Below are 24540 nucleotides of genomic sequence, written 5' to 3'. Positions count from 1 at the left end.
AAATGTTTAGGTAACCTGTTAATAAATAGATATTTTTGTTGGTGAAACTTAGTAAAAAAACTGTTATGATTTTACATAATTAAAGAGATTGCATTGAGTTGCTAATAAAAGCTTATCTGGCTGCTTTTAGCCAAGATAGGAGGGGTAAATATGGCAAACCTTCAGCAGAGTATGACTAAAATCAGGAATTTACTAAATATGACTTTTTTTCGGGTGCTGCTATTTCTTCTTTTGGGCATCGTTATGTATTTTTCCATGTATAGTAATGTTAAGCCGGAAAAATTAGATCTTGGTTTATTCTCTGTAGCTGAACAAACCATCAGATCCCCGATAACCATTGAAGATAAAGCGAGCACAGAGAGAAAGAAAAAAGAAGCCGAAAATAATGTTAAAGATATATACGTTGTAAAAAAAGAAATAGCGCAGAACCGGGTTGATCTAGTCACCTCCATTTTTGGATCTGTTTCTGAAGTGAATGAAGAAGTGAAAGAGGAGATGGAAGAAAAGGAAAAAGAGGCTTCTGAATCGGCACAGGAGGGGGCAGAGGCTTCGGAGCCGTCAGTTCCTTCTCCAAATGAGAAACTGGAAAGGGTAAAAGAAAAACTGACAGAAGATGTAACAAGGGAAGTTTCCGATGGGGTATTTCTGGCATTGCTGAAGGCAAAAGAGGGTGAACTTTCAATAGCCAAAGACCTCACGGTAACAGCCATTAATAAGATTATGAATAGTGAGATACCGGCAGAACAGGTAGAGAATGCTAAAAAGCGGGTCGAGGAAGAGCTTCGATTTACCAGTTTAAGTTCTGATTTAAAGCAGGCTGCAATTGAATTAGGGCGTTATGCTATTTATCAAAATCAATTTTATGACCCGGTTGCAACAGAAGAATTGCGCCAGCAGACAGTAGAGAGTGTTGAACCTGTTAAAATTCTTCAGGGCCAGATTATTGTTGAAGAAAATCAGCTGATTAGCAGAGATATATATAAACAGCTTGAGCTTGTAGGGCTGCTCGACAGCGTTAATTCCATACAGCCCTTCATTGGACTGTCAATGATTATCGTGATTGTTCTTTCTGCTCTGTATTACTACTTCCATGAATTAAATGTTCAATCTGAAGTCAAGCAAAGTTATTTGCTGCTGTTCAGCCTTGTTTTTATATTGTCCATATTGCTGATGAAGGTCATAAGCATTTTCCAGGAATACGATTACTCGGAAATAGGCTATATTTTCCCTGCCGCTATGGGAGCCATGCTAATTAAGATTTTAATTGATGAAAAACTGGCGCTTTACTTTACAATTATTATGGCTATCTGCGGAAGCATCATCTTCAACGACGGAATTACCGGCACATTCCAGGTAACCGCCGGAATCTATATTATTTGCAGCGGTCTTGCAGCAATCCTGTTTTTAAGCAAGCAAAATCGCCGCTCCAAAATTTTGCAGGCTGGCATGTTTGTATCAGCAGTAAACATTATCGTTATTTTTTCACTGTTGTTTCTAAGAAATGGCCATTATGATACTGTTGAATATGGTTTTTACTTTGTGATTGCACTTATTTCAGGTATATCTTCCGCAGTCCTTACGATTGGGCTGCTGCCGTATTTTGAAGCTGGATTCGGTATTTTATCAACCATGAGGCTGATCGAGCTGTCGAATCCAAACCATCCGCTGCTGAGAAAGATTTTGACGGAGGCACCGGGTACTTACCATCATAGTGTGATGGTTGCCAATCTCTCAGAATCCGCCTGTGAAGCAATTGGTGCCAATGGGCTTTTGGCGAGGGTTGGCTGCTATTATCACGATATCGGCAAAACAAAGCGCCCGCAATTTTTTATTGAAAACCAGGTTAATATTGAGAACCCTCACGACCGGCTGCCGCCGCAGACCAGCAAAAATATAATCATTGCACATGCTGCAGATGGTGCGGAAATGCTGAGAAAGCACAAGATGCCGAAAGAGATTGTCGATATTGCCGAACAGCATCATGGGACTACATTGCTAAAATATTTTTACCATAAAGCAAAACAAAATGGACTGGAAGTCAAAGAGGAGGATTATCGATATCCCGGACCGAAAGCGCAATCAAAAGAATCCGCAGTTATTGGGATTGCAGATAGTGTGGAGGCTGCAGTTCGATCCATGTCGCACCCTACTACTGAACAAATTGAAGGACTGGTCAGAAATATTATTGCAGACCGGCTTCAGGATGGACAGTTGAATGAATGTGATTTAACCTTAAAAGAACTGGAAACCGTTTCACACTCATTTTGTGAAACGTTAAATGGAATATTCCATTCTCGTATTGAGTATCCTGAAATGACAAAACAGAAGGTGAAACAAGCATGAGTTTAATCATTGACTTTTTAGATGAAACAAATGAGCTGAAGGAAAACAATATTGTCCAAATAGAAGATTTAATTAACTTTGCCGCCTCAAAAGAAGGAGTAGAGCCGGATAGCGAGGTATCCATTACATTTGTGACCAATGATCGTATACAGGAAATCAACAGGGAATACCGTGAAAAAGATCGGCCGACAGATGTTATTTCTTTTGCTATGGAAGAACTGGGTGAAGGAGAAGTTGAGCTTGTTGGAGCCGATATGCCAAGGGTTTTAGGGGACATTATTATATCTGTTGCAAAAGCACAGGAGCAGGCAGAGGAATACGGACACTCTTTTATGCGGGAACTTGGTTTTTTGGCGGTTCATGGCTTCCTCCATCTCCTAGGGTATGATCATGAAAACGCTGAGGATGAGGAAAGAATGTTTTCACGCCAGAAGGATATACTTGATGAATTCGGGCTTACGAGGTAATAACAAACGTACCCACAGTGTCCTTAAATCCTTTACTTTTGCATTTGCCGGCATCAAATCAGCTGTGAAGAAAGAAAAGAATCTGCAAATACATCTTGTTATTTCTGCAGCTGTTATTTTGCTGGGAATAATGCTTGCGATCTCCCGTCTTGAGTGGATTATGGTCCTTTTCGCCATCGGTGGAATGCTGTCACTTGAATTAATGAATACGGCTGTTGAAAGGGTTGTTGATCTTGCAACCGAAGATTATCACCCCCTTGCAAAGCAAGCGAAGGATATTGCTGCCGGAGCCGTTTTTATATATGCCGCTTTAAGCGTAATAATTGGAGCCATCTTATTTTTGCCGAAGATCATCGCTTATATGAGTTGACCACGAAAGCTGTCCAATTGGGCGGCTTTATTTTTTCTAACCTGCTTATTTCAAGGCATCAAAGAAAGTTGTTCAGGCCAACCTAATTTCTTGTAACAAAATTGTTGTTTCCAAGGTTTGAAAACGCTCACTGAATCCGCTAAAATGACAGAACAGCCTATTTAAATTTTGGCTCTGCTAAACTTGCCTGTTGATTTCCGCTCCAGGCGCTCAGCGAACAGCGGGCGATCCGGGAGCCTCCTCGGCGTCTTGCGCCTGCGGGGTCTCCCTTTGATCCGCACTCCCGCAGGACTTTGAATAAGCTTCCCTGAAATAATAACGCACGAAGGAAATGCGAATGCATTTTCGCGGGATTAGTGCCTTCCACTCCAATCAATAGGGTGCTAAATCCATATGGAGCTTTAACACAGCCTAAATTTTAAAAGCTGAATTATTTTTAGAAAATTCAAATTTTTTATTACGTTTTTGCTACAAACGGTGAAAATGGCGGCAAAATGTTGTAAAATAAAAGGGAGGCGGCAGCCTTCTTACTCGAAAGGAAGAAATAATCGTGAAAATGGATCAACTAATTGGAGAAGCAAAGATTGCAAGAGATAGAGCTTATGTACCTTATTCAAAATTTAAAGTAGGAGCGGCGCTTTTAAGTGATGACGGGCAGGTCTTCCATGGCTGCAATATTGAGAATGCAGCATACAGCATGTGCAACTGTGCCGAAAGAACTGCTCTGTTCAAAGCGTATTCAGATGGAGTTAAAAATTTTTCAGCCATTGCTGTTGTCGCTGACACAGATCGGCCTGTACCACCATGCGGAGCATGCAGGCAGGTAATTTCAGAGTTATGCCCCCCAGATATGAAAGTGGTTTTAACGAATTTAAAAGGGGATATAAGTGAATTAACAGTAGAAGAATTATTGCCAGGAGCATTTTCACCGGAGGATTTACATGAATAACGAAACTACACCAAAGGGCCACAAATCAGGATTTATTTCCATAATTGGCAGGCCAAACGTAGGAAAATCGACCTTTTTAAATCGCGTAATTGGACAGAAAATTGCCATTATGAGTGATAAGCCGCAAACGACACGCAATAAAGTCCAAGGTGTCCTGACAACAGATGATACACAATTTATCTTCATCGATACACCTGGAATCCATAAACCAAAGCATAAGCTGGGAGACTTTATGATGAAAGTTGCCCAAAACACGCTTAAGGAAGTTGATGTCATCCTGTTTATGGTTAATGCCCAGGAAGGCTTCGGCCGCGGTGAGGAATTTATCATTGAAAAATTTCAGTCAGTTCGTACTCCCATTTTCCTTGTTATCAACAAAATTGACCAGGTGCATCCGGATGAACTGCTGAAGTTAATAGAGTCATACAAGGAGAAGTACGAATTCAGTGAAATTATCCCCATTTCAGCTCTTGAGGGAAATAATGTTGAGACACTATTGGGACAGATTAAGGAATATATTCCGGAGGGCCCTCAATTTTATCCTGCCGACCAGGTGACAGATCACCCTGAAAGATTTATTGTTTCCGAACTGATCAGGGAAAAAGCACTGCATCTAACAAGAGAAGAGATTCCGCACTCGCTGGCCGTAATTATCGATAAAATGGAGCGCCGTGAAGAGAAGGATGTCGTTCATGTAATGGCCACCATAATCGTAGAACGTGATTCGCAAAAAGGCATCGTAATCGGAAAGCAGGGAAAAATGCTGAAGGAAGTTGGTAAACGGGCTAGGGTGGATATAGAAAATCTGCTCGGGTCAAAAGTATACCTTGAGCTTTGGGTTAAGGTTCAAAAAGATTGGCGAAACAAAATGTCCCAGCTCCGCGATTTTGGTTTCCGTGAGGATGAGTACTAATTTACCAGCCCTAATTAAAGTATTAACGTTTTTTGGTTAATATGCATGATACTGATTGACAATATTTTCGTCTCATGATTTTACAAAGACAGGCTATGATATAAATAAAGTATTGGGATAAATAAATTGCTAGTTGAATAACGGAAAGGTGGGGTTTTCGATGATGGACTTTACCTGGAAAGTGTTTTCCCAGACAGGTAATATTGACACATATCTTCTCTTCAAGGAGCTAGAAAAGGAAACTCAAGAAATACCCGGAAATAACGATGAAGAGCTAGCAGAAGCTGATTTTCCCATCTCATAGGTTTGTCGAAAGACAGGGATGGTGTCAAAGGTGCTTGATAAATGTGAAGGCATCGTCATAAGGACTACTAATTATAGCGAAACAAATAAAATAGTTACTCTATTTACCCGTGAGTGGGGAAAGGTTGGTGTGATGGCACGCGGTGCGAAAAAGCCGAACAGCCGGCTTGCTGCTGTCACCCAGCTTTTTACATACGGATACTTTTTAGTACAAAGAGGGAGCGGATTAGGGACTCTTCAGCAGGGGGAAATGGCCTCATCCATGCGTTCCATAAAGGAAGATATTTTTCTGACGGCTTACGCAAGCTATATTGTGGATTTAACCGATAAAAGCACAGAGGACAAAAAACCAAACCCTTTTCTATTTGAATTGCTTTATCAATCACTGAATTATATAAATGAAGGGTATGACCCCGAAATCATTACAAATATTTATGAAATGAAGATGCTGAATACTTTGGGATTATATCCGGTTCTTGATCAATGTTCTGTCTGTGGAAGTATTGACGGGCATTTTTCGTTTTCTATCCGGGAAAACGGCCTCATATGTCACCGTTGCCTTGAAAAAGACCCGTATCATTACAAAGTTTCACAGGGGGCAATCAAGCTGCTTCGCCTGTTCTACTTTTTTGACTTGTCCAGGCTTGGAAATATCTCTGTCAAGCCGGAAACAAAAGCAGAATTGAAAAAAATTATTTCAGCTTATTACGAAGAATACTCTGGCCTAAACTTAAAGTCAAAGAAGTTTCTTAACCAAATGGCCAAGTTTGATGACCTCATGTGAATGAAACGAAGGACAGGGCCTGCTTGAATATTGACAATCAATATTGTTTCCGCTATGATTCAAATTAATAAAATAATTGCAGTGAAGGGGAAGAGTACTTAACTCATTCTATAAAAGCGAACCTGGGACGGTGGAAGCCAGGCATGGAAGGTTAAGGAAGGGCGCTCCAGAGCAAATATTGTCTTTTGACATAAAAGAGGCTGCGGCAAAGGCTGCAGCAAATAGGGTGGAACCGCGGGTAAACTCTCGTCCCTATGCCTTGAGCATAGAGACGGGAGTTTTTTTATGTTTAGCTCTATTAAAGCTTATTGTGGTATTTAACACCCTGTTGATTAGAGCGGAAGGTACGGATCCTCGGAAATGCAATCGCATTTCCTTCGTGCGGTGTGAATTCGGGGAAATTTATTCAAAGTCCAGCGGGAGGAGCGAGTCAAAGGGAGACCCCGCAGGCGTAGACGCCGAGGAGGCTCCCTGATCGCCCGCGGAAAGCGGGGTCTGCAGCAAAATCAACAGACAAGGTTAATAATGCCAAATGTTTCAATACTAAAAACAGGAATAAGGAAGAGGTGTCCTATGAATATTCAAAACATGATTTTAACACTCCAAAAACATTGGTCAGGCCATGGATGCATCCTAATGCAGGCTTATGATGTTGAAAAAGGCGCAGGTACGATGAGCCCTTATACTTTTTTAAGAGCAATCGGCCCGGAACCATGGAATGTGGCTTATGTAGAGCCTTCACGCCGCCCTGCTGATGGACGTTATGGAGAAAACCCGAACAGGCTTTATCAGCATCACCAGTTTCAGGTTATTATGAAGCCTTCTCCAGACAATATCCAGGATCTATACCTTGATTCTTTAAAAGCATTAGGCATTAATCCTCTTGAGCATGATATCCGCTTTGTTGAAGATAACTGGGAAAACCCATCCCTTGGCTGTGCCGGCTTAGGATGGGAAGTATGGCTAGATGGAATGGAAATTACACAATTCACCTATTTCCAGCAGGTAGGCGGATTGGAGTGCAAGCCGGTTTCTGTTGAAATTACATATGGGATTGAAAGGCTTGCTTCATACATCCAGGATAAAGAAGATGTTTTCGACCTTGAATGGACTGATGGGTTTACCGTAAGAGATATTTTCCTTCAGCCTGAATTTGAGCATTCAAAATATACTTTCGAAACATCGGATCCGGAAATGCTTTTTAATTTGTTCAATATCTATGAAAAAGAAGCACACAGACAAATGGACGAAGGCCTTGTCCACCCAGCTTATGATTATGTTTTAAAATGTTCGCACACTTTTAACCTGCTTGATGCCAGAGGGGCTATTTCTGTTACAGAAAGAACTGGTTATATAGCACGCTGCAGGAACCTGGCCAGAAAAGTTGCCAAAACCTTCTATGAAGAGCGAGAGAAGCTTGGCTTCCCGATTTTAAAGGCAAAGGAGGAAGGAACCCATGAATAAAAAAGATCTGCTATTGGAAATAGGCCTTGAAGAAATGCCCGCCAGGTTTGTGACTAATTCAATGAACCAGCTTTCAGATAAAGTATGCTCTTGGCTTACAGAAATGAAAATTTCATTTGAGGAGATTATAGCCTACTCTTCTCCGCGCCGTTTGGCTGTTCTTGTAAAGGGAGTCAGTACAGCTCAGGAAGATATAAATGAAGAAGCAAAAGGTCCTGCAAAAAAAATCGCATTAACTGAAGATGGCCAATGGTCAAAAGCGGCCATTGGGTTCAGCAGGGGCCAGGGAGCAAGTGTAGAGGATATTTTCTTTAAAGAAATTAACGGGGTTGAATATGCCCATGTTAACAAATTTATAAAGGGACAGGAAACAGCTGTCCTGCTGCCAGAACTGCAGCAAATTATTACTTCATTAACATTTCCAAAGAATATGAAATGGGCAGACCAGGACCTTCGTTTTGTAAGGCCTATTAAATGGCTGATGGCCTTGTTCGGAAACGAAGTCATTCCTTTTGCCATTACTAATGTCCAAACATCAAACTGGACGAGAGGACACCGATTCCTGGGTGAAGAAATTGAGCTCAACCATCCTGCTGATTATGAAAAATCCCTGCTGGCGCAATATGTGATTACTAATCCGCAGGTAAGAAAAGATGCCATTCGGTCACAGCTGGAAAAGATTGAAGAAGAGAACGGATGGGTTATTCCTGTAGACGAAGATTTATTAGAGGAAGTAAATAATCTAGTTGAATACCCAACTGCTTTATATGGGCAATTTGAAGAGGAATTTCTTGATCTTCCAGAAGAGGTATTGATTACATCTATGAAGGAACATCAGCGTTATTTTCCGGTGAAGTCAAATGACGGAAAGCTGCTTCCATACTTCGTTACAGTCAGGAATGGCGGGCATGAAAATTTGGAGAAAGTCGCCAAAGGAAATGAAAAGGTTTTAAGAGCAAGACTTGCAGATGCTGCATTCTTCTATAAAGAAGACCAAAAAACGGATATCAATGTTTCATTGGCTAAGCTAAAAAGCATTGTATACCATGAGGAAATCGGTACTCTTGCAGAAAAAGTGGATCGTGTGCGCGAATTGGTAAATAAATTGAGTGACGAACTCAGTTTTAGTGAAGAGGATAAAGCAGTTGCAGACCGTGCTGCTGAAATAAGCAAATTTGACCTTGTTACCCATATGGTATATGAGTTCCCAGAGCTTCAGGGCTTCATGGGAGAAAAATATGCTCTTCAAAAAGGAGAAAAAGAAGCTGTTGCACTTGCCGTCAATGAGCATTATATGCCGCGGAATGCAGAAGATAAAACGCCATCAGGAATTACGGGAGCTGTATTGGCCATTGCTGAAAAAATGGACACAATAGTCTCTTCCTTTGCTATTGGCATTATCCCTAGCGGTTCCCAGGATCCATATGCCCTAAGAAGACAGGCAACAGGAATCATTCAAACATTACTGGCGAAAAATTGGAATATTAAGCTTGAAAACCTGATCGCATTAGCTTTGGATGCAGTCCAGAATGCGAAGATCGGCAAGAAGACAAAAGAGGAACTTCTCCAGGAATTGATTTCCTTCTTTAAGCTAAGAATAAAGTATCTGCTACAGGAAAAAGCTGTTCGATATGACTTAATTGACGCTGTTTTAGGCGGTGAAATCGGCTCGGTGCCATCCCTTGTAAAAAGAGCTGAAGTCCTTGAATCCAACAAGAACGCTGAAGGCTTTAAAGAAAGCATAGAAGCTCTTAGCCGTGTTATTAATATTTCTTCAAAAGCAGAAGAAAAGGGCGAAGTGGATAGCAGCCTGTTTGAGAATGAATTCGAAAAAGCTCTTTTCAATAAATACCTATCAGTGAATGAAGAGTTGGGGAAAGAAGTTTCGGAGGAAGCAGCCTTTACCTTGCTCATAAGCATGAAGCCTGAGATTGATCAATACTTCGAACATACAATGGTTATGGCCGATAATCAGGCCATCCGAACAAACAGACTGAATCAAATGGCACTTTTAGCCGAATTAATTATGCAGTTCGCCAATATGAATGAAATTATTGTTAAATAACGAGCTAAAATTTTGCGTTTCATGATGGAATAGGATTAAATTTGAATAAGAAGGGCAGCAGGAACTGCTGTTGGAAAAGAAAGAGCCTGTTATATATTTGACGGGCTCTTTCAAATTTTTGACATAATAGAGTGGCTAATAACTGATTATGTATGAAACGCATCTTTTCATTTATGGCAAATAGTATATAATAATTATATAAAAGTATAACCTTATTTATATTGAATTCAGAAGGTTGGGCAATGTAAATCCTATATTGTAGTCCCGATCTTTCCCTTGTTAGGTGGTGAGGAAAATCGAATTAAATAAAAGGCAGGAAAAGATTATTGAAATCGTGAAGGAAAATGGTCCAATTACTGGCGAGAGCATAGCAGAACAATTAAACTTGACTAGGGCGACTTTAAGGCCTGATTTGGCCATTTTGACCATGGCTGGCTATTTGGATGCACGCCCTCGTGTAGGCTATTTTTATACTGGCAAAACAGGTGCCCAGCTTTTAACGGAAAACCTTCAAAAGCTGTATGTAAAGGATTATCAGTCGATTCCGGTTGTGGTCAATGAAAATGTCTCAGTATATGACGCTATTGTTACGATGTTTCTGGAAGATGTAGGCACGTTGTTTGTTGTCGACCAGCATTCATTGCTTGTTGGAGTTTTATCCAGAAAGGATCTTCTTCGTGCAAGTATTGGCAAGCAGGAGCTGAACTCGATTCCTGTAAATATTATTATGACAAGAATGCCGAATATAACGATGTGCGAGAAAGATGATTTACTTATAGAGGTAGCTAAAAAGCTAATTGAAAAACAAATAGATGCACTGCCGGTAGTAAAGAAAACGGATAAGGGATTCGAAGTTAACGGCAGAATAACAAAAACAAATTTAACAAAAGCATTCTTGGCCCTTGCGGGGGAAAAGTAGATTTGTGATAGAAGGAGATGGTTTTGAAGAATGGGAAAAATGCCGATCATCTATGTTGTTTCTGACTCAGTTGGGGAAACAGCCGAACTTGTTACAAAGGCTGCAACGAGCCAGTTCAACGGCAGTGATATAACCATCAAGCGGTTTCCGTATGTTGAAGAAAAGGTACATATTGATGAAGTCATTTCTCTTGCTAAGCTGGATAATGGGATGATTGCTTATACGATGGTTAAACCTGATATGAGAAAATATATTAACCAAAGGGCAGCTGAAGAAGGAATTTATACATTCGATATCGTCGGCCCTTTAATGGATCAAATCCAAAAGGCGTGTGATGTAACGCCGCTTTTTGAACCAGGATTGGTCAGGAAGCTTGATGAAGATTACTTTAAAAAAATTGAAGCCATTGAGTTTGCGGTAAAATATGATGATGGCCGCGATCCTCGGGGAATATTAAAAGCAGATATTGTCTTAATTGGTGTTTCAAGAACTTCGAAAACACCACTTTCACAATATCTTGCACACAAAAGGCTGAAGGTTGCAAACGTCCCTCTTGTGCCTGAAGTGGATCCTCCTGAAGAGCTTTTTCTTGTGCCGCCGGAAAAATGCTATGGCCTAAAAATCAGTCCTGAAAAATTAAATTATATCCGCAGAGAGCGTTTAATATCTTTAGGATTAAGTGATAGTGCAAGCTATGCAAATATAGAGAGAATTAAAGAAGAAATATCTTATTTTGAAAAAATTGTTTCCAAAATCAAATGCCCGGTTATTGATGTTACCAATAAAGCTGTTGAAGAAACGGCAAATATGATCTTAAATCAATACCGAAAAAGCTTTCCAAGAAGTTAGCACATAAAATTTTTTATGTGCCTTTTTCTTTTGCCGAAGTTTTCTTCGATGTAATCTTTCCATCAAGTGCTGAATACTTATAAAATCGGACATTAGTTCTGCAAAAATAAGCAAACTGGGAATAGACGGTGCAGCTGTCTGTAGACTTCCGATGTTCAAATTGATGTTTCAGATTATAGAGATAAAATAATGGCAAAATAGACTTTAATGTACTATAATAAAAAATTGTGATAAAAATGTACCCGAATAGGTTTAGAGTTCATTCCGAACGAATAAACTATTTATTGTGGCATGTCAAGGTTTCGTCCAAGAAAAAATTCGACATATATCTCAATGCAAAAGTTATTCTTGGAAAGAAGGAATATGCGGAGTGATGTAGAATTATTAGAACATTAGGCAAACCAATCATTATGGTAGATGCAGATTCCTGTCCCGTGAAAGAAGAAATTGTCGAAATTGCCAATTCCTTTTTCGTGGATGCAGTGTTTGTTGCTTCATTTGCCCACATGAAAAATGATCTGAACGGGGCAGTTTGGCAGTTTGTTGATTCCAGCAAGGAAGCAGCTGATTTATTCATCATGAATAATGTCAAATCTGGAGATGTGGTTGTTACACAGGATATTGGATTGGCATCGACTCTTTTGCTAAAAGGAGTTTATGTCCTTTCACCCAAGGGAATTTTATTTGAAGAAAATGAAATTCGCACTGCGCTTGATATGAGATATTTATCAGCGAAAGCGCGCAGAAAAGGAGTATACGGGAAAGGCCCAAAACCTTATAGTCGGGAGGACCGGTCCAGGTTTGTGGAACAACTGACAAACATTTTGTCGAATTTTGAAGGGATTCGGTAATATTTATAGAATACCTCAGTAAGTAATGGAGTTGTTCATATGGCAGAGCGGATCGCCGAGGAAAAAGTTAATGAAATTCGGCAAGCTGTAGATATTGTTGATGTCATTGGCGACTATATTCAATTAAACAAGCAAGGGCGCAACTACTTTGGTCTTTGCCCTTTTCATGGTGAGAATACTCCTTCCTTTTCTGTTTCACCTGAAAAGCAAATCTATCATTGCTTTGGGTGCGGAGCAGGAGGCAATGCCTTTTCATTCTTGATGGATTTAGAAGGCTATTCCTTCCAGGAAGCTGCACTAAAACTCGCTGAAAAAGGAAATGTTAAGCTTGAGATTGATGCTTCATCAGTTGCGTCAGCAAAATCAATGCCTGTTGATTTGCAGCAGATGATGGAAGCCCATGAGCTTCTACGTAAATTTTATCACCATCTGCTTGTAAACACAAAAGATGGTCAGCATGCACTTGAATACCTGCTTAACAGAGGCTTTTCAATGGAGTCAATTGAAAAGTTCCAAATCGGCTATTCATTGAAGTCCTGGGATTTTGTCTTTAAGTTTCTGACTAAAAGAAAATTCCCAGCAGGTGTTATGGAAAGAGCTGGGCTGATTATCAAACGGGAGAAAGATGGGAACTATTTTGACCGCTTCAGAGACAGAATCATGTTCCCGATTTTTGATCGCAGCGGAAATACGATTGCTTTTTCAGGAAGATCACTAGGGGACGATGAGCCCAAATATTTAAATAGCCCTGAAACAGCAATCTTCAATAAAAGTAAAACTTTATATAATTTTCATTTGGCGAGGCCTCAGATAAAAAAACTGCAAAGAGCCGTTCTTTTTGAAGGGTTTGCAGATGTTATCGCCGCTGATCGCGCCGGTGTTGGAAATGGTGTCGGCACGATGGGTACAGCATTAACGGAGGAGCATGTCGCTTCCTTAAGAAGAAATGTTCAATCAATCACGATCTGTTACGATTCCGACAACGCAGGGATAGAAGCAGCTTATAGAGCCGCGAATCTGCTGACGGAAGCGGGCTGCAAGGTAAGAGTAGCTTTAATGCCTGATGGATATGATCCTGATGATTATATTAATGAGTATGGCGAAGAGAAGTTCCGCAATGAGGTAATTGATTCAAGTGTAACTCTCATGGCTTTCAAGCTGCTTTATCTGCGCAGAGGCAAAAGGCTTCAGAATGAAGGAGATCGCCTTCTTTATATCGAAGAAGTATTAAAGGAAATCAGCCAGCTGGATAAAGCAGTGGAAAGAGACCATTATCTCCGCCAGCTTGCAAGTGAGTTTTCACTTTCCCTTGAAGCTTTGAAAGAGCAGCAAAAGCAGGTTTTTTACGCGGAAAAGAAAAAGAACCAGCAAGGCAAGGGGGCTTTTGAGCCTCAAAAAAAGCTTCAAGTGGTGCCGAAAAGGGCAGACCGTCTTCAACCCGCATACCATACAGCGGAAAGAAGACTAATCGCCCACATGCTTCGAGATAGTGACGTAGCTTTTAAAGTTCAGGATATGCTTCAGGGAAATACCTTTAACATCGATGAGCATCAGGCCATTATCACATATCTTTTGGGTTTTTACGAAAAAGGCCATTCACCTGACCCAAGTGCATTTATAAATTTTATAAACGATGAAAAGCTTAAGCGGATCGTGGTGGATATCGAAATGATGTCCATAAATGAGGAAATAAGCGAACAGGAATTAACTGATTATATTAAACAGGTGTTGAATTATCAAAAGATGTTAAAAATAAAGGAAAAACTTAATGAAGAAAAAGAAGCAGAACGACAAAAGGATTATGCAAAAGCGGCATTAATCGCAATGGAAATTATCCAATTGCGCAAGTCACTATAGATGGCAGTAAATTGAAACCAGGCCGTGGAAAAGCGCCTGGCACATGCTACTTGGGATAAACGTCTCCTATGAAATTTTCCCATGTGCATGATGGATGACGAATGTCTGTGATTTTTGGAAGGAGGGGGACATATGGCTGAAAAATCGGCCCGTTCAAAAGAGGTTGATTCAGAGTTGACCCTTGAACAAGTAAAAGACCAATTAGTTGAAATAGGAAAAAAGACAGGTGTCCTAGCCTACGATGATATAGCGGAAAGAATGTCTCAGTTTGAGGTTGATTCCCATCAGATGGATGAATTTTATGAGTTCCTTGGCGATCAGGGTGTTGAATTGGTAGGCGATACCGAAGATGCCGATCCAAATGTCCAGGAACTTGCCAAAGGTGAAGAGGAATTCGACCTTAATGATTTAAGCGTGCCTCCAGGAGTTAAAATCAATGATCCGGTCCGTATGTACTTAAAAGAAATCGGACGCGTGGATTTGCTCTCAGCAGAGGAAGAAATTTCGCTTGCCAAGAGAATCGAGGAAGGCGATGAAGAAGCAAAAAGACGATTGGCAGAAGCAAACCTTCGGCTGGTTGTTAGTATCGCTAAAAGATATGTAGGCCGCGGAATGCTTTTCCTTGACCTGATCCAGGAAGGAAACATGGGATTAATTAAAGCAGTTGAAAAGTTCGACTACCGTAAAGGTTATAAATTCAGTACTTATGCAACATGGTGGATCCGTCAGGCCATTACGAGAGCCATTGCCGACCAGGCAAGAACGATTCGTATTCCTGTGCATATGGTTGAAACCATTAACAAATTGATTCGCGTTCAGCGTCAGCTTCTCCAGGATCTAGGACGTGAACCAACTCCGGAAGAAATCGCAGAAGATATGGACTTGACTCCTGATAAGGTACGTGAAATCCTGAAGATTGCACAGGAGCCTGTATCTTTGGAAACACCAATAGGCGAAGAGGACGACTCTCATTTAGGTGATTTCATTGAAGACCAGGATGCGACATCACCATCTGAACATGCTGCATATGAATTATTGAAAGAGCAGCTGGAAGACGTTCTCGACACACTTACAGACCGCGAAGAAAATGTTCTCCGCCTTCGTTTTGGATTGGACGATGGCCGCACAAGGACTTTGGAAGAAGTCGGTAAGGTATTTGGCGTAACCCGTGAACGAATTCGTCAAATTGAAGCCAAGGCATTAAGAAAATTAAGACATCCAAGTCGCAGCAAGCGTTTAAAAGACTTTTTAGAATAGAAAAAGGATTGCCAGGAAATAGTTTACTTCTTAAAATGGAAGTAAACTATTTTTTTTACAAAATTTTCATATTGGATGTGCTAATGGTTGAATAACAGCAGAAAATAAATTATTGTTAATGAGCTATTATACTGGAAGATTGGCCGAATGCTTCCTGATCAATATTATGATTACTTATTAGCTCTTTACACGGAAGGAAATCAGCCGAAGGAATTAAGAAAAGAGAAAATAGGACTGATGGTATATTTATTAAACCTTATTTTCTTGCTGCTTATTCCAATTTCTGTGTTTTTAATTTATTTTACTGAATTGTCTATTATTTTGCAAATCGCCTTTTTGTCCCTTTTTGTTTTTGCAGGTATTTTCGCGGTTTTTTATTTTTCTAAAAAAGGAATATCTTATCATTTGCCTATAATTTCAGCCGCGTTAATTCTGCTGATTGGATCTGGTGCTTTTGTGTCGGGTGAATACAGAGTAAATCATTCTATGCTGTATTTGACTCTGGTTTTAAATTGTTTGTTTTTTGCTGGCGGGAGGCTGGAAGCTAAACCTTCACTATTTTTGGATATCCGGTATATTTGGTTTGTTACTCTTATTTATTTCTATATTCATATAATAAAATATTTTAAAAAGTTTTTAAATGTTGAGAAAACTTATACATCCCTTATATAATGGTAATGAAAGCGGATACAGAAAACGGAATGAGGGGGATGTAAATGAATTTCGATTTAACAGCAGAACAGAATATGATACTTAAAACAATAAGGGATTTTGCTGAAGAAGAGGTAGCGCCAGGCGCTCTTGAAAGAGACCGGACGAAAGAATTTCCGGTGGGAGTTTTCAAGAAAATGGCCGATCTTGGTTTAATGGGACTTCCTTTTCCTGAAGAATATGGCGGAGCAGGGGCAGACACAGTCAGCTTTGCAATTGTAACTGAAGAGCTAAGCAGGGCTTGTGCTTCTACCGGGATTACCTATTCAGCCCATATTTCTCTTGGGGGGGCACCGCTTTATTTATTCGGGACGGAAGAGCAAAAGCAAAAATATCTTGTACCGATTTGTACTGGGGAAACTTTTGGAGCTTTCGGTCTTACTGAGCCTAATGCAGGATCGGATGCAGGCGGTACAAGGACAAGGGCAGTCGAAAAGGACGGAGAATATATAATCAATGGAAATAAATGCTTCATCACAAATGCCAGCTATGCCAAGCATTTGGCCTTAACAGCTGTAACTGCTGAACAGGATGGCAAAAAAGAAATCAGTGCAATTATTGTGCCGACGGATGCTCAAGGATTCACTGTCATTGATAATTATGAAAAAATGGGACTGAATGCTTCCAATACAACAGAACTTGTTCTTGAAGATGTGCGTGTACCGACTGAGCACTTGCTCGGCAAAAAAGGTGAGGGCTTTAAACAGTTTTTAATCACTTTAGATGGCGGCCGTATTGGAATTGGTGCTATGGCTTTGGGCATTGCTCAGGCCTCATACGAAAAAGCCCTGCAATATGCAAAGGAGCGCCAGCAGTTTGGTCGTTCTCTATCAAACTTTCAGGCTATTCAGTTTAAGTTGGCTGATATGGCAATGAAAATTGAATTGGCAAGAAACATGGTTTATAAAGCTGCATGGCTGAAAGACCAAGGAAGACCTTTTGCGAAAGAGGCCTCTATGTGCAAGCTATATGCTTCGGAAATTTGTATGGAAATAGCCGATCAAGCAGTACAGATTCATGGCGGATACGGGTATATGAAAGATTATCATGTGGAACGATACATGAGAGATGGAAAGCTTACTGAGATTGGAGAAGGTACCTCCGAGATCCAGCGAATGGTTATTGCACGCCAAATTGGCTGCTAATGCAGGGAAAGTAAGCGTATTCAAATCAAGTGGAAAGCAGATGCTGAAAACAGACAGAACGATTATCAATAAAAATCATAATTGAAGGGACGGCAATAAGCCAGTTCTTAATGAAAACTCCATCCAGCAGGATGGAGTTTTTGCCTAAATTATGAACAAGATATGACAAAGTTTACTTTAGGGCTTTTCCTTCTGCCCTTTTTAAAGTAAAATAGAAATTGTTTGTATACTTACTTAAACTGAAATGTGCTTACATAAGGGAGGTTAAGTCATGAATCGCAATCCAATCATTCCATTTGTATTAATTATGGTTTTCGGTGTGGTAGCAATGTTCCTTGTTTCTTTTAAAGGTCTTGGCGATATGGACCAGCTTGCAAAAGAACAGGAAGGCGGCGGTGCTGAAACCGAAGAAACAGCAGCTGCAAGCCCTGAAGAAATCTATCAGAAGAGCTGTATTGGATGTCACGGTGACCAGTATCAAGGAGGAGTCGGCCCAGCTCTTACTGGTGTAGGCGAACGTTTATCTCAGGATGAAATCGCAGATATCGTTGTGAATGGTAAAGGCTCTATGCCTCCAGGGTTAGTGCCTCAAGACAAGGCTGCAGAAATGGCCGAATGGTTAGCAGGCCTTAAGTAAACCTATAATGAAAGTCCTTTGCATATGTAAAGGACTTTTTTTATACTATAAGAAAGCTATCGTAAATATTCGATAGCTTTTTAACTATTTCGCACTAGGAGCAGATAGGCGTGGCGCGCTCTGCGCTTTTAAATACATAGATAAGTGGTGACAGAATGAATACGGACAAATTATCACAGCGGCTTGAAGCTGTAACAAATTATATTCCCAGTGGTGCACGTGTAGCTGATATTGGTTCAGACCATGCGTATTTGCCATGCTATGCAGTAAAAAAAGGTATTGTCCCTTTTGCTATAGCTGGTGAAGTAGTGGAAGGGCCATTTCAATCGGCTAAAAGCCAGGTTGAAATGGAGGGGCTTTTGGATCAGATAGCTGTTCGCAAAGGAAATGGCCTTGAGGTTATTAACTCAGGGGAAGTAGATTGCATTACAATTGCTGGTATGGGAGGCGCTTTAATTGCGACCATTCTCGAAGAAGGAAAGAGCAAGCTTGATTCTGTTCAAAGGCTTGTTCTGCAGCCCAATTTAAGTGCAATTTCGATTAGAACCTGGCTTATAGAACATGGATGGGAGCTTATAGCCGAAGAGATTCTTGAAGAAGACGGAAAGATCTATGAAATACTCGCAGCAGAAAAAGGGGAGCCGCTTAAGCCGTATAAAAACGCGGAACAAGGTTTGCTTATGGGTCCTTTTTTAATCGAAGAAAAGTCAGCGGTCTTCCAAACTAAGTGGCAGGGGGAATTGAGAAACTGGGAACGTATTCTCATGCAGCTTGAGAAGGCAGCAGACACTGAAGAGACCGAAAAGAGAAAACAGGAATTAAAACAGAAAATAAAAATGGTGGAGGAGGTTTTAAACCAGTGAAAAAAATAAACGGGCATGAAATCATTCAATTGTTTGAGCAGTTCTCCCCAAAAGGATACGCGATGGAAGGTGACAAAATTGGCCTGCAAATCGGAAAGCTCAACAATCCTGTCCAAAATGTAATGATAGCCCTTGATGTCTTGGAGGAAGTTGTGGATGAAGCAATCGAAAAGAATGTGCAGCTGATTATTGCGCATCATCCTCTTATTTACAGACCTTTACAAAAGATTGCAACAGACTCTCCATCAGGAAGAATTATTGAAAAGCTTATTAAACATGATATAGCGGTATATGCAGCCCATACCAATCTTGATGTAGCCAAAGGCGGTGTCAATGATATGCTGGCGGATGCTCTGCAGCTTTCCAGTACAGAAGTCTTATATCCAACATTTGAAACCGTTTTGAAAAAGCTTGCTGTGTATGTGCCAGAAGAAAATGCAGAGGTGTTAAAAAAAGCTCTTGGCGATGCAGGAGCAGGTGCTATTGGGAATTACAGCCATTGTACGTTTTCTTCAGCAGGGACTGGCCAATTCAAGCCAAACGAAGAAGCCAATCCTCATATTGGCCAGCAAGGGAAGCTTGAATCTGTTGCTGAGGTCCGCATAGAAACTATTTTTCCTGAGCATTTGGAGAAAAGGGTACTCTCTGCAATGTTCAAAAACCATCCATATGAAGAAGTTGCCTTTGATATTTACCAACTTGAAAACAAAGGGGAAGTTTTAGGCCTCGGCAAAATAGGAGAAATCCGCGAGATGACATTAGAGGAATTTGCCGGCCATGTAAAAACAACTCTCGAGGTAGACGGAGTCCGAGTTGTAGGAGACCTTTCCTCAAAGGTTAAGAAAGTGGCTGTTCTTGGCGGTGATGGAAATAAGTATTTTATGTCCGCAAAAATGAAGGGTGCGGATGTTTATGTTACCGGAGATATGTATTATCATGTTGCCCATGATGCCATGATGGCGGGTCTAAATATAGTGGACCCTGGCCATAATGTGGAAAAGGTAATGAAAAAGGGCGTCACAAAAAAATTGGAAAAGCTTTGTGCGGAAAAAGGGTATGAAGTGTCGATATTTCCTTCCGAGATACATACGGATCCTTTTCAATTTATATAAAGGTAAAAAAAAGCCGGCTTCCCTCGAAACCGGTTCTTTTTGTATTAAATTTTAGTAGCTTTCTTTACTTTAGGAAGAATTTTATTTAACGGTACTTTTTTCTCGAGTGTCCATGTAGACTCTTCTTTTGGATCGTATTGTTCAAGGAAGGTGATGACTTCCTTAGTAATAGGTGTTGGCGTTGAGGCGCCTGCAGTGACTGCAACAGTGGAAGCCTCTTTAAGCCAACTTACATCAAGTTCAGTGATGTCGGCAATCCGGTAGGCTTTCGTACCTGCGATTTCCTCAGAGACTTGGGCAAGGCGATTCGAGTTATTGCTCTTTGGGTCCCCAACCACAATCAGAACATCAGCCTGGCCAGCTTGTTCTGCGACAGCCTCTTGGCGTACCTGGGTAGCCATACATATTTCTTTGTGAAATTCTGCGTGAGGATATCGTTCCTTTATCTGCTCCATGACATGGCCAACATCCCATTGGCTCATTGTCGTTTGGTTTGTCACAAGAATTTTATCAGCCTTGATATTTAATTCGTTCACGTCTTCAATTGTTTGTACAAGGTGAACAGCGTGCGGCGCTACCCCCACAGCCCCTTCAGGCTCAGGATGTCCTTTTTTGCCGATGTAGATGATCTGAAAACCTTCCGTTTCTTTCTCTCTAATCAGATCATGGGTCCTTGTTACATCTGGACACGTAGCATCAATTGTCACTAGGCCTTTTTGTTTGGCTGCTTCCCGTACTTGAGGAGAAATGCCGTGGGCTGTGAAAATGACAGTCCCTTTATCAACTTTATCCAAAATTTCTTTTCTGTCTTTTCCATCAAGAGTAATGATGCCCTCTTCTTCAAAAGCATCCGTTACATGCTTATTGTGGACGATCATACCCAAAATATAAATCGGTCTTGGCAATGATGGATCGAGTGCTGCGTTTCTGGCAATCACCATCGCATCAACCACACCATAACAATATCCCCGAGGAGAGATTTTTATGACATTCATCCGTTTATCCTCCCTTATTACAGCTTTTATCTGAAATTGTTATTTGATTATGTTCAGGTTAAAACACCAGGGAAATCCCCAGCATGCTTATTCTATTATATAAGAGATAGAAGGATAATACAAAAAGCAAAAAAGGAAAGAAAATAACATGCTTTAGGCTTCAATGACACTATTCCCAGAGGAGAGAATGGTGAAAGGGAGTTATAGTTCTTGTAATAAAGCCATTTATATCTTCATAGCCACGGTCCTGCAAAGTAAAAAAACAAAGAATGCCTTTCGCATTCTTTGCCATTATATATATAATTTAGGCTTGGATTCACGGCTTCTCGTACTTTCGGAGACCGGCGGTTCTGTTTCATTAACCGTTTCATCCTTTTTTCGTTTTGGAGGTTGCTTAGCTCTGGCTTTAACTTCTGTGCTTGTTTTTTCTGTTTCTTCGGAAGACTGATCTTCCGGAGCATTCTTCAAGCCCCTGTACAGCTTCCACATGGCCGGCAGGTTCCTAACCAGCGGCCCATACTGCTGAACCATGGGCCCAATCTGCTGCGCTGTATTTAAAACCTTTTGGGTATTATTTAAGAAGCCATTTATAGAAGTAGGATTGCTTATTGCCTGCAGTATGCCCCCCCCTGCACGGGAGCCTCCTGCTGCTCTGGCAGCACCCATTCCGCCTGGAGTCTGAGCATTGCCTTTTCCTAATAATTTAGAGAGCAATCCCCCTCCTCCGCGGCGCATTCCCGGAGCGCCTCTCATAGTTGGCCCCATGGGAGGTCTGCCTTGCATCGGATTCATAAAAGGATACGGGGGCATTCCTCCGCGCATGGGAGGTCTTGGTCCTGGCATCATCGTTGTTTGCCTCCTTTCAAAAAACACTCGCTTCTGCCATAGAAGCAGACAGTGGAGATAGTCTAATTGCACCCATATATTAAAGTATGCGTTTATCACATTTTGGTTTAGGTATTATGCGGAAGATTCTTATTTTCTTGTTAAAAATCATTTGAATAGCCCATCATAAAAATATATATGCCTGTATGAGTGGTTATTTGGAGGAAACTTTATTATAATAACAGGATGTAAGAAAAGCTCGATTAACAGAGCTTACTTTTGAATATGCTGTTTTCGCAAACTTTGTTGCTTTTTAAACAAGTAGTGAGGAGTGGTTGATTTCCGCTCCAGGTTGCTCGCTTTCCGCGGGGCGGGCGGTGAGCCTCCTCGGTGCGCACCACCTGTGGGGTCTCACCTGTCCCACTCCTCCCGCTGGAGTCTCGCACCTTGCGCTCCAATCAACCAACCTTATTTATCAATGTTTTTATTTACAAACTCTATTTTAAAACAACAATCTTTTAGAAAAGAGCCTTTAAATAAATGAATCGGGTGCATTCCAATACTGCTGAATATCTAGCAGCATTTGCTAACCTGAATCACTGAGGAGTTTTTATATGAACGAAACGAAATTTGACCGATTTAACCTTAAGCCATTTATAATAGAAGCAGTGAAAGAATTCGGCTTTTACGAGCCAACAGAAATTCAGGAAAGAATGATTCCAGCTGTACTCAAGGGGGAAAGCGCCATTGGCCAGTCCCAGACAGGTACAGGCAAAACCCATTCCTACGTATTGCCTATTTTGCAAAAGGTTGATCCTTCCCGCCAGGAGGTTCAGGCAATAATAGCCGCGCCTACAAGAGAACTTGCCAACCAGATCTATCATGAAATCCTGAAGGTAACTGAGCATTGCCCTGAGGGAGAAGAAATAACAGCACGCTGTTATATCGGAGGAACGGACAAGCAAAGGACGATTGAAAAACTGAAAAAACAGCCGCATGTTGTAGTTGGGACACCTGGCAGAATAAATGACCTTGTCAAGGAGCAGGCTTTGTTTGTCCATACCGCAGGAATCCTTGTGGTTGATGAAGCGGATTTAATGCTTGATATGGGATTTATCGAGGACGTTGACCAGGTTGCCGCGAGAATGCCGGAAAAACTGCAAATGCTTGTGTTCTCAGCAACGATCCCTGAGAAACTGAAGCCATTTTTAAAAAAGTATATGGAAAATCCAAAGTATGTGCATATTGAGCCTAAGCAGGCAACCGCCGCCAATATTGAACACTGGATGCTTCCATCCAGGCATCGCAATAAAGTAAATCTGGTATATGAAGCACTGACTTCTTTTAATCCTTATTTAGCCATTGTTTTTACAAATACGAAGAAAAAAGCGGATGAAGTCGCGGATGGATTAATCAGCAAAGGCCTTAAAGTCGGCCGTATTCACGGGGACCTTAACCCGCGTGAACGGAAAAAAATGATGAAGCAAATATTGGATCTTGAGTTCCAATACATCGTGGCGACTGACCTTGCAGCAAGAGGAATTGATATAAAGGGAATCAGCCATGTGATTAACTACGAGCTTCCAACTGATTTGGACTTTTATATTCATCGTGTGGGTCGTACAGCCCGAGCAGGTTTCTCAGGAATTGCACTGACAGTGTATGAGACTTCCGATGAAGATTCATTAAATAGGCTTGAAAAGATGGGGATTGAATTCCAGCATAAGGATCTGCAAAAAGGGGAATGGACAGATCTTGAAAATCGAAATAAAAGGAAGAACCGCCAAAAACAAGCGGATGACATAGATAAAAAAGCTTCATCCTTGGTGCAAAAGCCGAAAAAAGTGAAGCCAGGCTATAAAAAGAAAATGAAATGGGAAATGGATAAAATTAAAAAACGCGAAAGAAGAATAAAGCGTAAATAAATTTTATAAGGGAGAGGCAGGAATCATCATGCTGAAAATTGGTTCACATGTTTCCATGAGCGGGAAAAAAATGCTTTTAGCAGCAAGTGAAGAAGCTGTTTCATACGGCTCCAATACTTTTATGATTTATACAGGCGCCCCGCAAAATACAAGAAGAAAAAAAATAGAGGATTTAAATATTGAAGCCGGGATAAGGCATATGGAAGAGAACGGTATAGCTGATATTGTTGTACATGCTCCATATATTATCAATATTGGCAATACGACAAACCCGTCGACTTTTGAATTAGGTGTTAATTTCCTCCGCTCTGAAATCGACCGTACAGAAGCAATTGGTGCAAGACAGATCGTCCTTCATCCTGGGGCACATGTAGGCGCAGGAACGGAAGAAGGAATAAAGAAAATCGTCGAAGGCCTGAATGAGGTGCTAGGTGGCGAAGAAAAGGTACAGATAGCACTTGAAACCATGGCCGGCAAAGGTTCAGAATGCGGAAAATCTTTTGAAGAGCTTGCCATGATTATTGATGGGGTCAATTATAATGACCATCTTTCTGTTTGCTTTGATACATGCCATACGCATGATGCAGGATATGATATCGTTAATGATTTCGATGGCGTATTGGAAAATTTTGATAAGATTATCGGCTTGGATCGCTTGAAGGTTCTTCATATTAATGACAGCAAAAATGAACGCGGCATGCGCAAAGACCGCCATGAAAATATCGGTTTTGGCCATATTGGTTTTAAAGCATTAAATTATATCGTCCATCATCCTCAATTAAAGGATGTCCCAAAAATTCTTGAGACTCCTTATGTTGGGGAAGACAAGAATAATAAAAATGCGCCATACAAGCATGAAATTACTATGCTCCGCAATAAGGAATTCGATGAAAACCTTTTGGATGCTATTATGGAAGGCTAGTTGAATAGCAAAAA

The 24540-nt window shown here is 40.9% G+C and carries 23 protein-coding genes and 1 other annotated feature; of the genes, 21 read left to right on the top strand and 2 right to left on the bottom strand.

Annotated features, from left to right (window positions below; translation table 11 throughout):
• Positions 1-150: 150 nt before the first annotated feature.
• The 19 genes from IQ19_RS21845 (at position 151) to IQ19_RS21755 (ending at position 19859) form a co-directional block, all read left to right on the top strand.
• Positions 151-2343 carry an HD family phosphohydrolase gene (locus IQ19_RS21845; RefSeq protein ID WP_144545068.1) on the top strand — a complete coding sequence of 731 codons (2193 nt, stop codon included), beginning with the start codon at positions 151-153 and terminating at the stop codon, positions 2341-2343.
• Positions 2340-2810 carry an rRNA maturation RNase YbeY gene (gene ybeY, locus IQ19_RS21840; protein ID WP_144545066.1) on the top strand — a complete coding sequence of 157 codons (471 nt, stop codon included), beginning with the start codon at positions 2340-2342 and terminating at the stop codon, positions 2808-2810. The genes IQ19_RS21845 and ybeY overlap by 4 nt, the downstream gene beginning before the upstream one ends.
• Positions 2788-3180 carry a diacylglycerol kinase family protein gene (locus tag IQ19_RS21835; RefSeq protein WP_144545064.1) on the top strand — a complete coding sequence of 131 codons (393 nt, stop codon included), beginning with the start codon at positions 2788-2790 and terminating at the stop codon, positions 3178-3180. Before ybeY ends, IQ19_RS21835 begins: the two co-directional genes overlap by 23 nt.
• A gap of 556 nt (positions 3181-3736) precedes the next feature.
• Positions 3737-4129, top strand: a complete 393-nt coding sequence (locus IQ19_RS21830) for a cytidine deaminase (RefSeq protein ID WP_144545095.1) — start codon at positions 3737-3739, stop codon at positions 4127-4129.
• Positions 4122-5042, top strand: coding sequence for a GTPase Era (era, locus tag IQ19_RS21825; RefSeq protein WP_144545062.1), 921 nt, complete (start codon positions 4122-4124; stop codon positions 5040-5042). Before IQ19_RS21830 ends, era begins: the two co-directional genes overlap by 8 nt.
• Before the next feature lie 160 nt (positions 5043-5202).
• Positions 5203-5346, top strand: a complete 144-nt coding sequence (locus IQ19_RS21820) for a YqzL family protein (RefSeq protein WP_110066126.1) — start codon at positions 5203-5205, stop codon at positions 5344-5346.
• 30 nt (positions 5347-5376) lie between these two features.
• A complete protein-coding gene (gene recO / locus IQ19_RS21815) occupies positions 5377-6129 on the top strand; it encodes a DNA repair protein RecO (protein WP_144545060.1) in 753 nt (250 codons plus the stop codon).
• A gap of 72 nt (positions 6130-6201) precedes the next feature.
• Positions 6202-6386 (top strand) — a binding site (T-box leader).
• Between the two features lie 316 nt (positions 6387-6702).
• Entirely contained in the window at positions 6703-7593 is an 891-nt protein-coding gene (gene glyQ, locus IQ19_RS21810; RefSeq protein WP_144545058.1) for a glycine--tRNA ligase subunit alpha, read from the top strand.
• Positions 7586-9658: a glycine--tRNA ligase subunit beta gene (gene glyS / locus IQ19_RS21805; protein WP_144545056.1), complete on the top strand. Its 2073-nt coding sequence runs from the start codon at positions 7586-7588 to the stop codon at positions 9656-9658. Before glyQ ends, glyS begins: the two co-directional genes overlap by 8 nt.
• 283 nt (positions 9659-9941) lie before the next feature.
• Positions 9942-10577, top strand: a complete 636-nt coding sequence (gene ccpN, locus IQ19_RS21800; protein WP_110066130.1) for a transcriptional regulator CcpN — start codon at positions 9942-9944, stop codon at positions 10575-10577.
• A gap of 30 nt (positions 10578-10607) precedes the next feature.
• Positions 10608-11426 (top strand): pyruvate, water dikinase regulatory protein, encoded by an 819-nt coding sequence (locus IQ19_RS21795; RefSeq protein ID WP_144545053.1) that lies wholly within the window; start codon positions 10608-10610, stop codon positions 11424-11426.
• A gap of 410 nt (positions 11427-11836) precedes the next feature.
• On the top strand, positions 11837-12277 hold the full coding sequence (locus IQ19_RS21790; protein ID WP_199749521.1) for a YaiI/YqxD family protein: 441 nt from the start codon (positions 11837-11839) through the stop codon (positions 12275-12277).
• A gap of 39 nt (positions 12278-12316) precedes the next feature.
• On the top strand, positions 12317-14134 hold the full coding sequence (gene dnaG / locus IQ19_RS21785) for a DNA primase (RefSeq protein ID WP_144545051.1): 1818 nt from the start codon (positions 12317-12319) through the stop codon (positions 14132-14134).
• 132 nt (positions 14135-14266) lie between these two features.
• Positions 14267-15391 (top strand): RNA polymerase sigma factor RpoD, encoded by a 1125-nt coding sequence (gene rpoD, locus IQ19_RS21780; protein WP_144545049.1) that lies wholly within the window; start codon positions 14267-14269, stop codon positions 15389-15391.
• 147 nt (positions 15392-15538) lie between these two features.
• On the top strand, positions 15539-16063 hold the full coding sequence (locus IQ19_RS21775) for a hypothetical protein (protein WP_242021087.1): 525 nt from the start codon (positions 15539-15541) through the stop codon (positions 16061-16063).
• 44 nt (positions 16064-16107) lie between these two features.
• Positions 16108-17247, top strand: coding sequence for an acyl-CoA dehydrogenase (locus tag IQ19_RS21770; RefSeq protein WP_144545047.1), 1140 nt, complete (start codon positions 16108-16110; stop codon positions 17245-17247).
• A gap of 271 nt (positions 17248-17518) precedes the next feature.
• Positions 17519-17884: a cytochrome c550 gene (cccA, locus tag IQ19_RS21765; RefSeq protein ID WP_144545045.1), complete on the top strand. Its 366-nt coding sequence runs from the start codon at positions 17519-17521 to the stop codon at positions 17882-17884.
• 155 nt (positions 17885-18039) lie between these two features.
• Positions 18040-18747 carry a tRNA (adenine(22)-N(1))-methyltransferase gene (locus tag IQ19_RS21760; protein ID WP_144545043.1) on the top strand — a complete coding sequence of 236 codons (708 nt, stop codon included), beginning with the start codon at positions 18040-18042 and terminating at the stop codon, positions 18745-18747.
• Complete coding sequence (locus IQ19_RS21755) at positions 18744-19859, top strand: Nif3-like dinuclear metal center hexameric protein (RefSeq protein WP_144545041.1); 1116 nt, start codon at positions 18744-18746, stop codon at positions 19857-19859. The genes IQ19_RS21760 and IQ19_RS21755 overlap by 4 nt, the downstream gene beginning before the upstream one ends.
• 44 nt (positions 19860-19903) lie before the next feature.
• Here IQ19_RS21755 and IQ19_RS21750 read toward each other — a convergent pair whose 3' ends face one another.
• Together IQ19_RS21750 and vrrA are read right to left on the bottom strand one after the other, a co-directional pair.
• Positions 19904-20854 (bottom strand): 4-hydroxy-3-methylbut-2-enyl diphosphate reductase, encoded by a 951-nt coding sequence (locus IQ19_RS21750; RefSeq protein ID WP_144545039.1) that lies wholly within the window; start codon positions 20852-20854, stop codon positions 19904-19906.
• Between the two features lie 291 nt (positions 20855-21145).
• Positions 21146-21700: a VrrA/YqfQ family protein gene (gene vrrA, locus IQ19_RS21745; protein ID WP_144545037.1), complete on the bottom strand. Its 555-nt coding sequence runs from the start codon at positions 21698-21700 to the stop codon at positions 21146-21148.
• Between the two features lie 593 nt (positions 21701-22293).
• On the opposite strand from vrrA, the gene IQ19_RS21735 reads away from it, so the two are divergent.
• Both IQ19_RS21735 and IQ19_RS21730 read left to right on the top strand, forming a co-directional pair.
• Complete coding sequence (locus tag IQ19_RS21735) at positions 22294-23604, top strand: DEAD/DEAH box helicase (protein ID WP_144545033.1); 1311 nt, start codon at positions 22294-22296, stop codon at positions 23602-23604.
• 28 nt (positions 23605-23632) lie between these two features.
• Positions 23633-24526 (top strand): deoxyribonuclease IV, encoded by an 894-nt coding sequence (locus IQ19_RS21730; RefSeq protein WP_144545031.1) that lies wholly within the window; start codon positions 23633-23635, stop codon positions 24524-24526.
• The last annotated feature ends 14 nt before the right edge of the window (positions 24527-24540 follow it).

The sequence above is a fragment of the Cytobacillus oceanisediminis genome (assembly GCF_007830235.1).
GTDB classification, from domain to species: Bacteria; Bacillota; Bacilli; order Bacillales; family Cytobacillaceae; genus Cytobacillus; species Cytobacillus oceanisediminis.
This window is presented reverse-complemented; position numbering and strand designations above follow the sequence as displayed.

Coding starts and splice junctions, on each gene's coding strand:
- IQ19_RS21835 (WP_144545064.1), top strand. CDS start 2,788: ATGAATTCGGGCTTACGAGGTAATAACAAACGTACCCACAGTGTCCTT.
- dnaG (WP_144545051.1), top strand. CDS start 12,317: ATGGCAGAGCGGATCGCCGAGGAAAAAGTTAATGAAATTCGGCAAGCT.
- IQ19_RS21820 (WP_110066126.1), top strand. CDS start 5,203: ATGATGGACTTTACCTGGAAAGTGTTTTCCCAGACAGGTAATATTGAC.
- IQ19_RS21845 (WP_144545068.1), top strand. CDS start 151: ATGGCAAACCTTCAGCAGAGTATGACTAAAATCAGGAATTTACTAAAT.
- IQ19_RS21775 (WP_242021087.1), top strand. CDS start 15,539: ATGCTTCCTGATCAATATTATGATTACTTATTAGCTCTTTACACGGAA.
- IQ19_RS21770 (WP_144545047.1), top strand. CDS start 16,108: ATGAATTTCGATTTAACAGCAGAACAGAATATGATACTTAAAACAATA.
- IQ19_RS21735 (WP_144545033.1), top strand. CDS start 22,294: ATGAACGAAACGAAATTTGACCGATTTAACCTTAAGCCATTTATAATA.
- cccA (WP_144545045.1), top strand. CDS start 17,519: ATGAATCGCAATCCAATCATTCCATTTGTATTAATTATGGTTTTCGGT.
- IQ19_RS21750 (WP_144545039.1), bottom strand. CDS start 20,854: ATGAATGTCATAAAAATCTCTCCTCGGGGATATTGTTATGGTGTGGTT.
- era (WP_144545062.1), top strand. CDS start 4,122: ATGAATAACGAAACTACACCAAAGGGCCACAAATCAGGATTTATTTCC.
- IQ19_RS21790 (WP_199749521.1), top strand. CDS start 11,837: ATGGTAGATGCAGATTCCTGTCCCGTGAAAGAAGAAATTGTCGAAATT.
- glyQ (WP_144545058.1), top strand. CDS start 6,703: ATGAATATTCAAAACATGATTTTAACACTCCAAAAACATTGGTCAGGC.
- ybeY (WP_144545066.1), top strand. CDS start 2,340: ATGAGTTTAATCATTGACTTTTTAGATGAAACAAATGAGCTGAAGGAA.
- IQ19_RS21760 (WP_144545043.1), top strand. CDS start 18,040: ATGAATACGGACAAATTATCACAGCGGCTTGAAGCTGTAACAAATTAT.
- IQ19_RS21830 (WP_144545095.1), top strand. CDS start 3,737: ATGGATCAACTAATTGGAGAAGCAAAGATTGCAAGAGATAGAGCTTAT.
- IQ19_RS21730 (WP_144545031.1), top strand. CDS start 23,633: ATGCTGAAAATTGGTTCACATGTTTCCATGAGCGGGAAAAAAATGCTT.
- vrrA (WP_144545037.1), bottom strand. CDS start 21,700: ATGATGCCAGGACCAAGACCTCCCATGCGCGGAGGAATGCCCCCGTAT.
- IQ19_RS21795 (WP_144545053.1), top strand. CDS start 10,608: ATGGGAAAAATGCCGATCATCTATGTTGTTTCTGACTCAGTTGGGGAA.
- rpoD (WP_144545049.1), top strand. CDS start 14,267: ATGGCTGAAAAATCGGCCCGTTCAAAAGAGGTTGATTCAGAGTTGACC.
- glyS (WP_144545056.1), top strand. CDS start 7,586: ATGAATAAAAAAGATCTGCTATTGGAAATAGGCCTTGAAGAAATGCCC.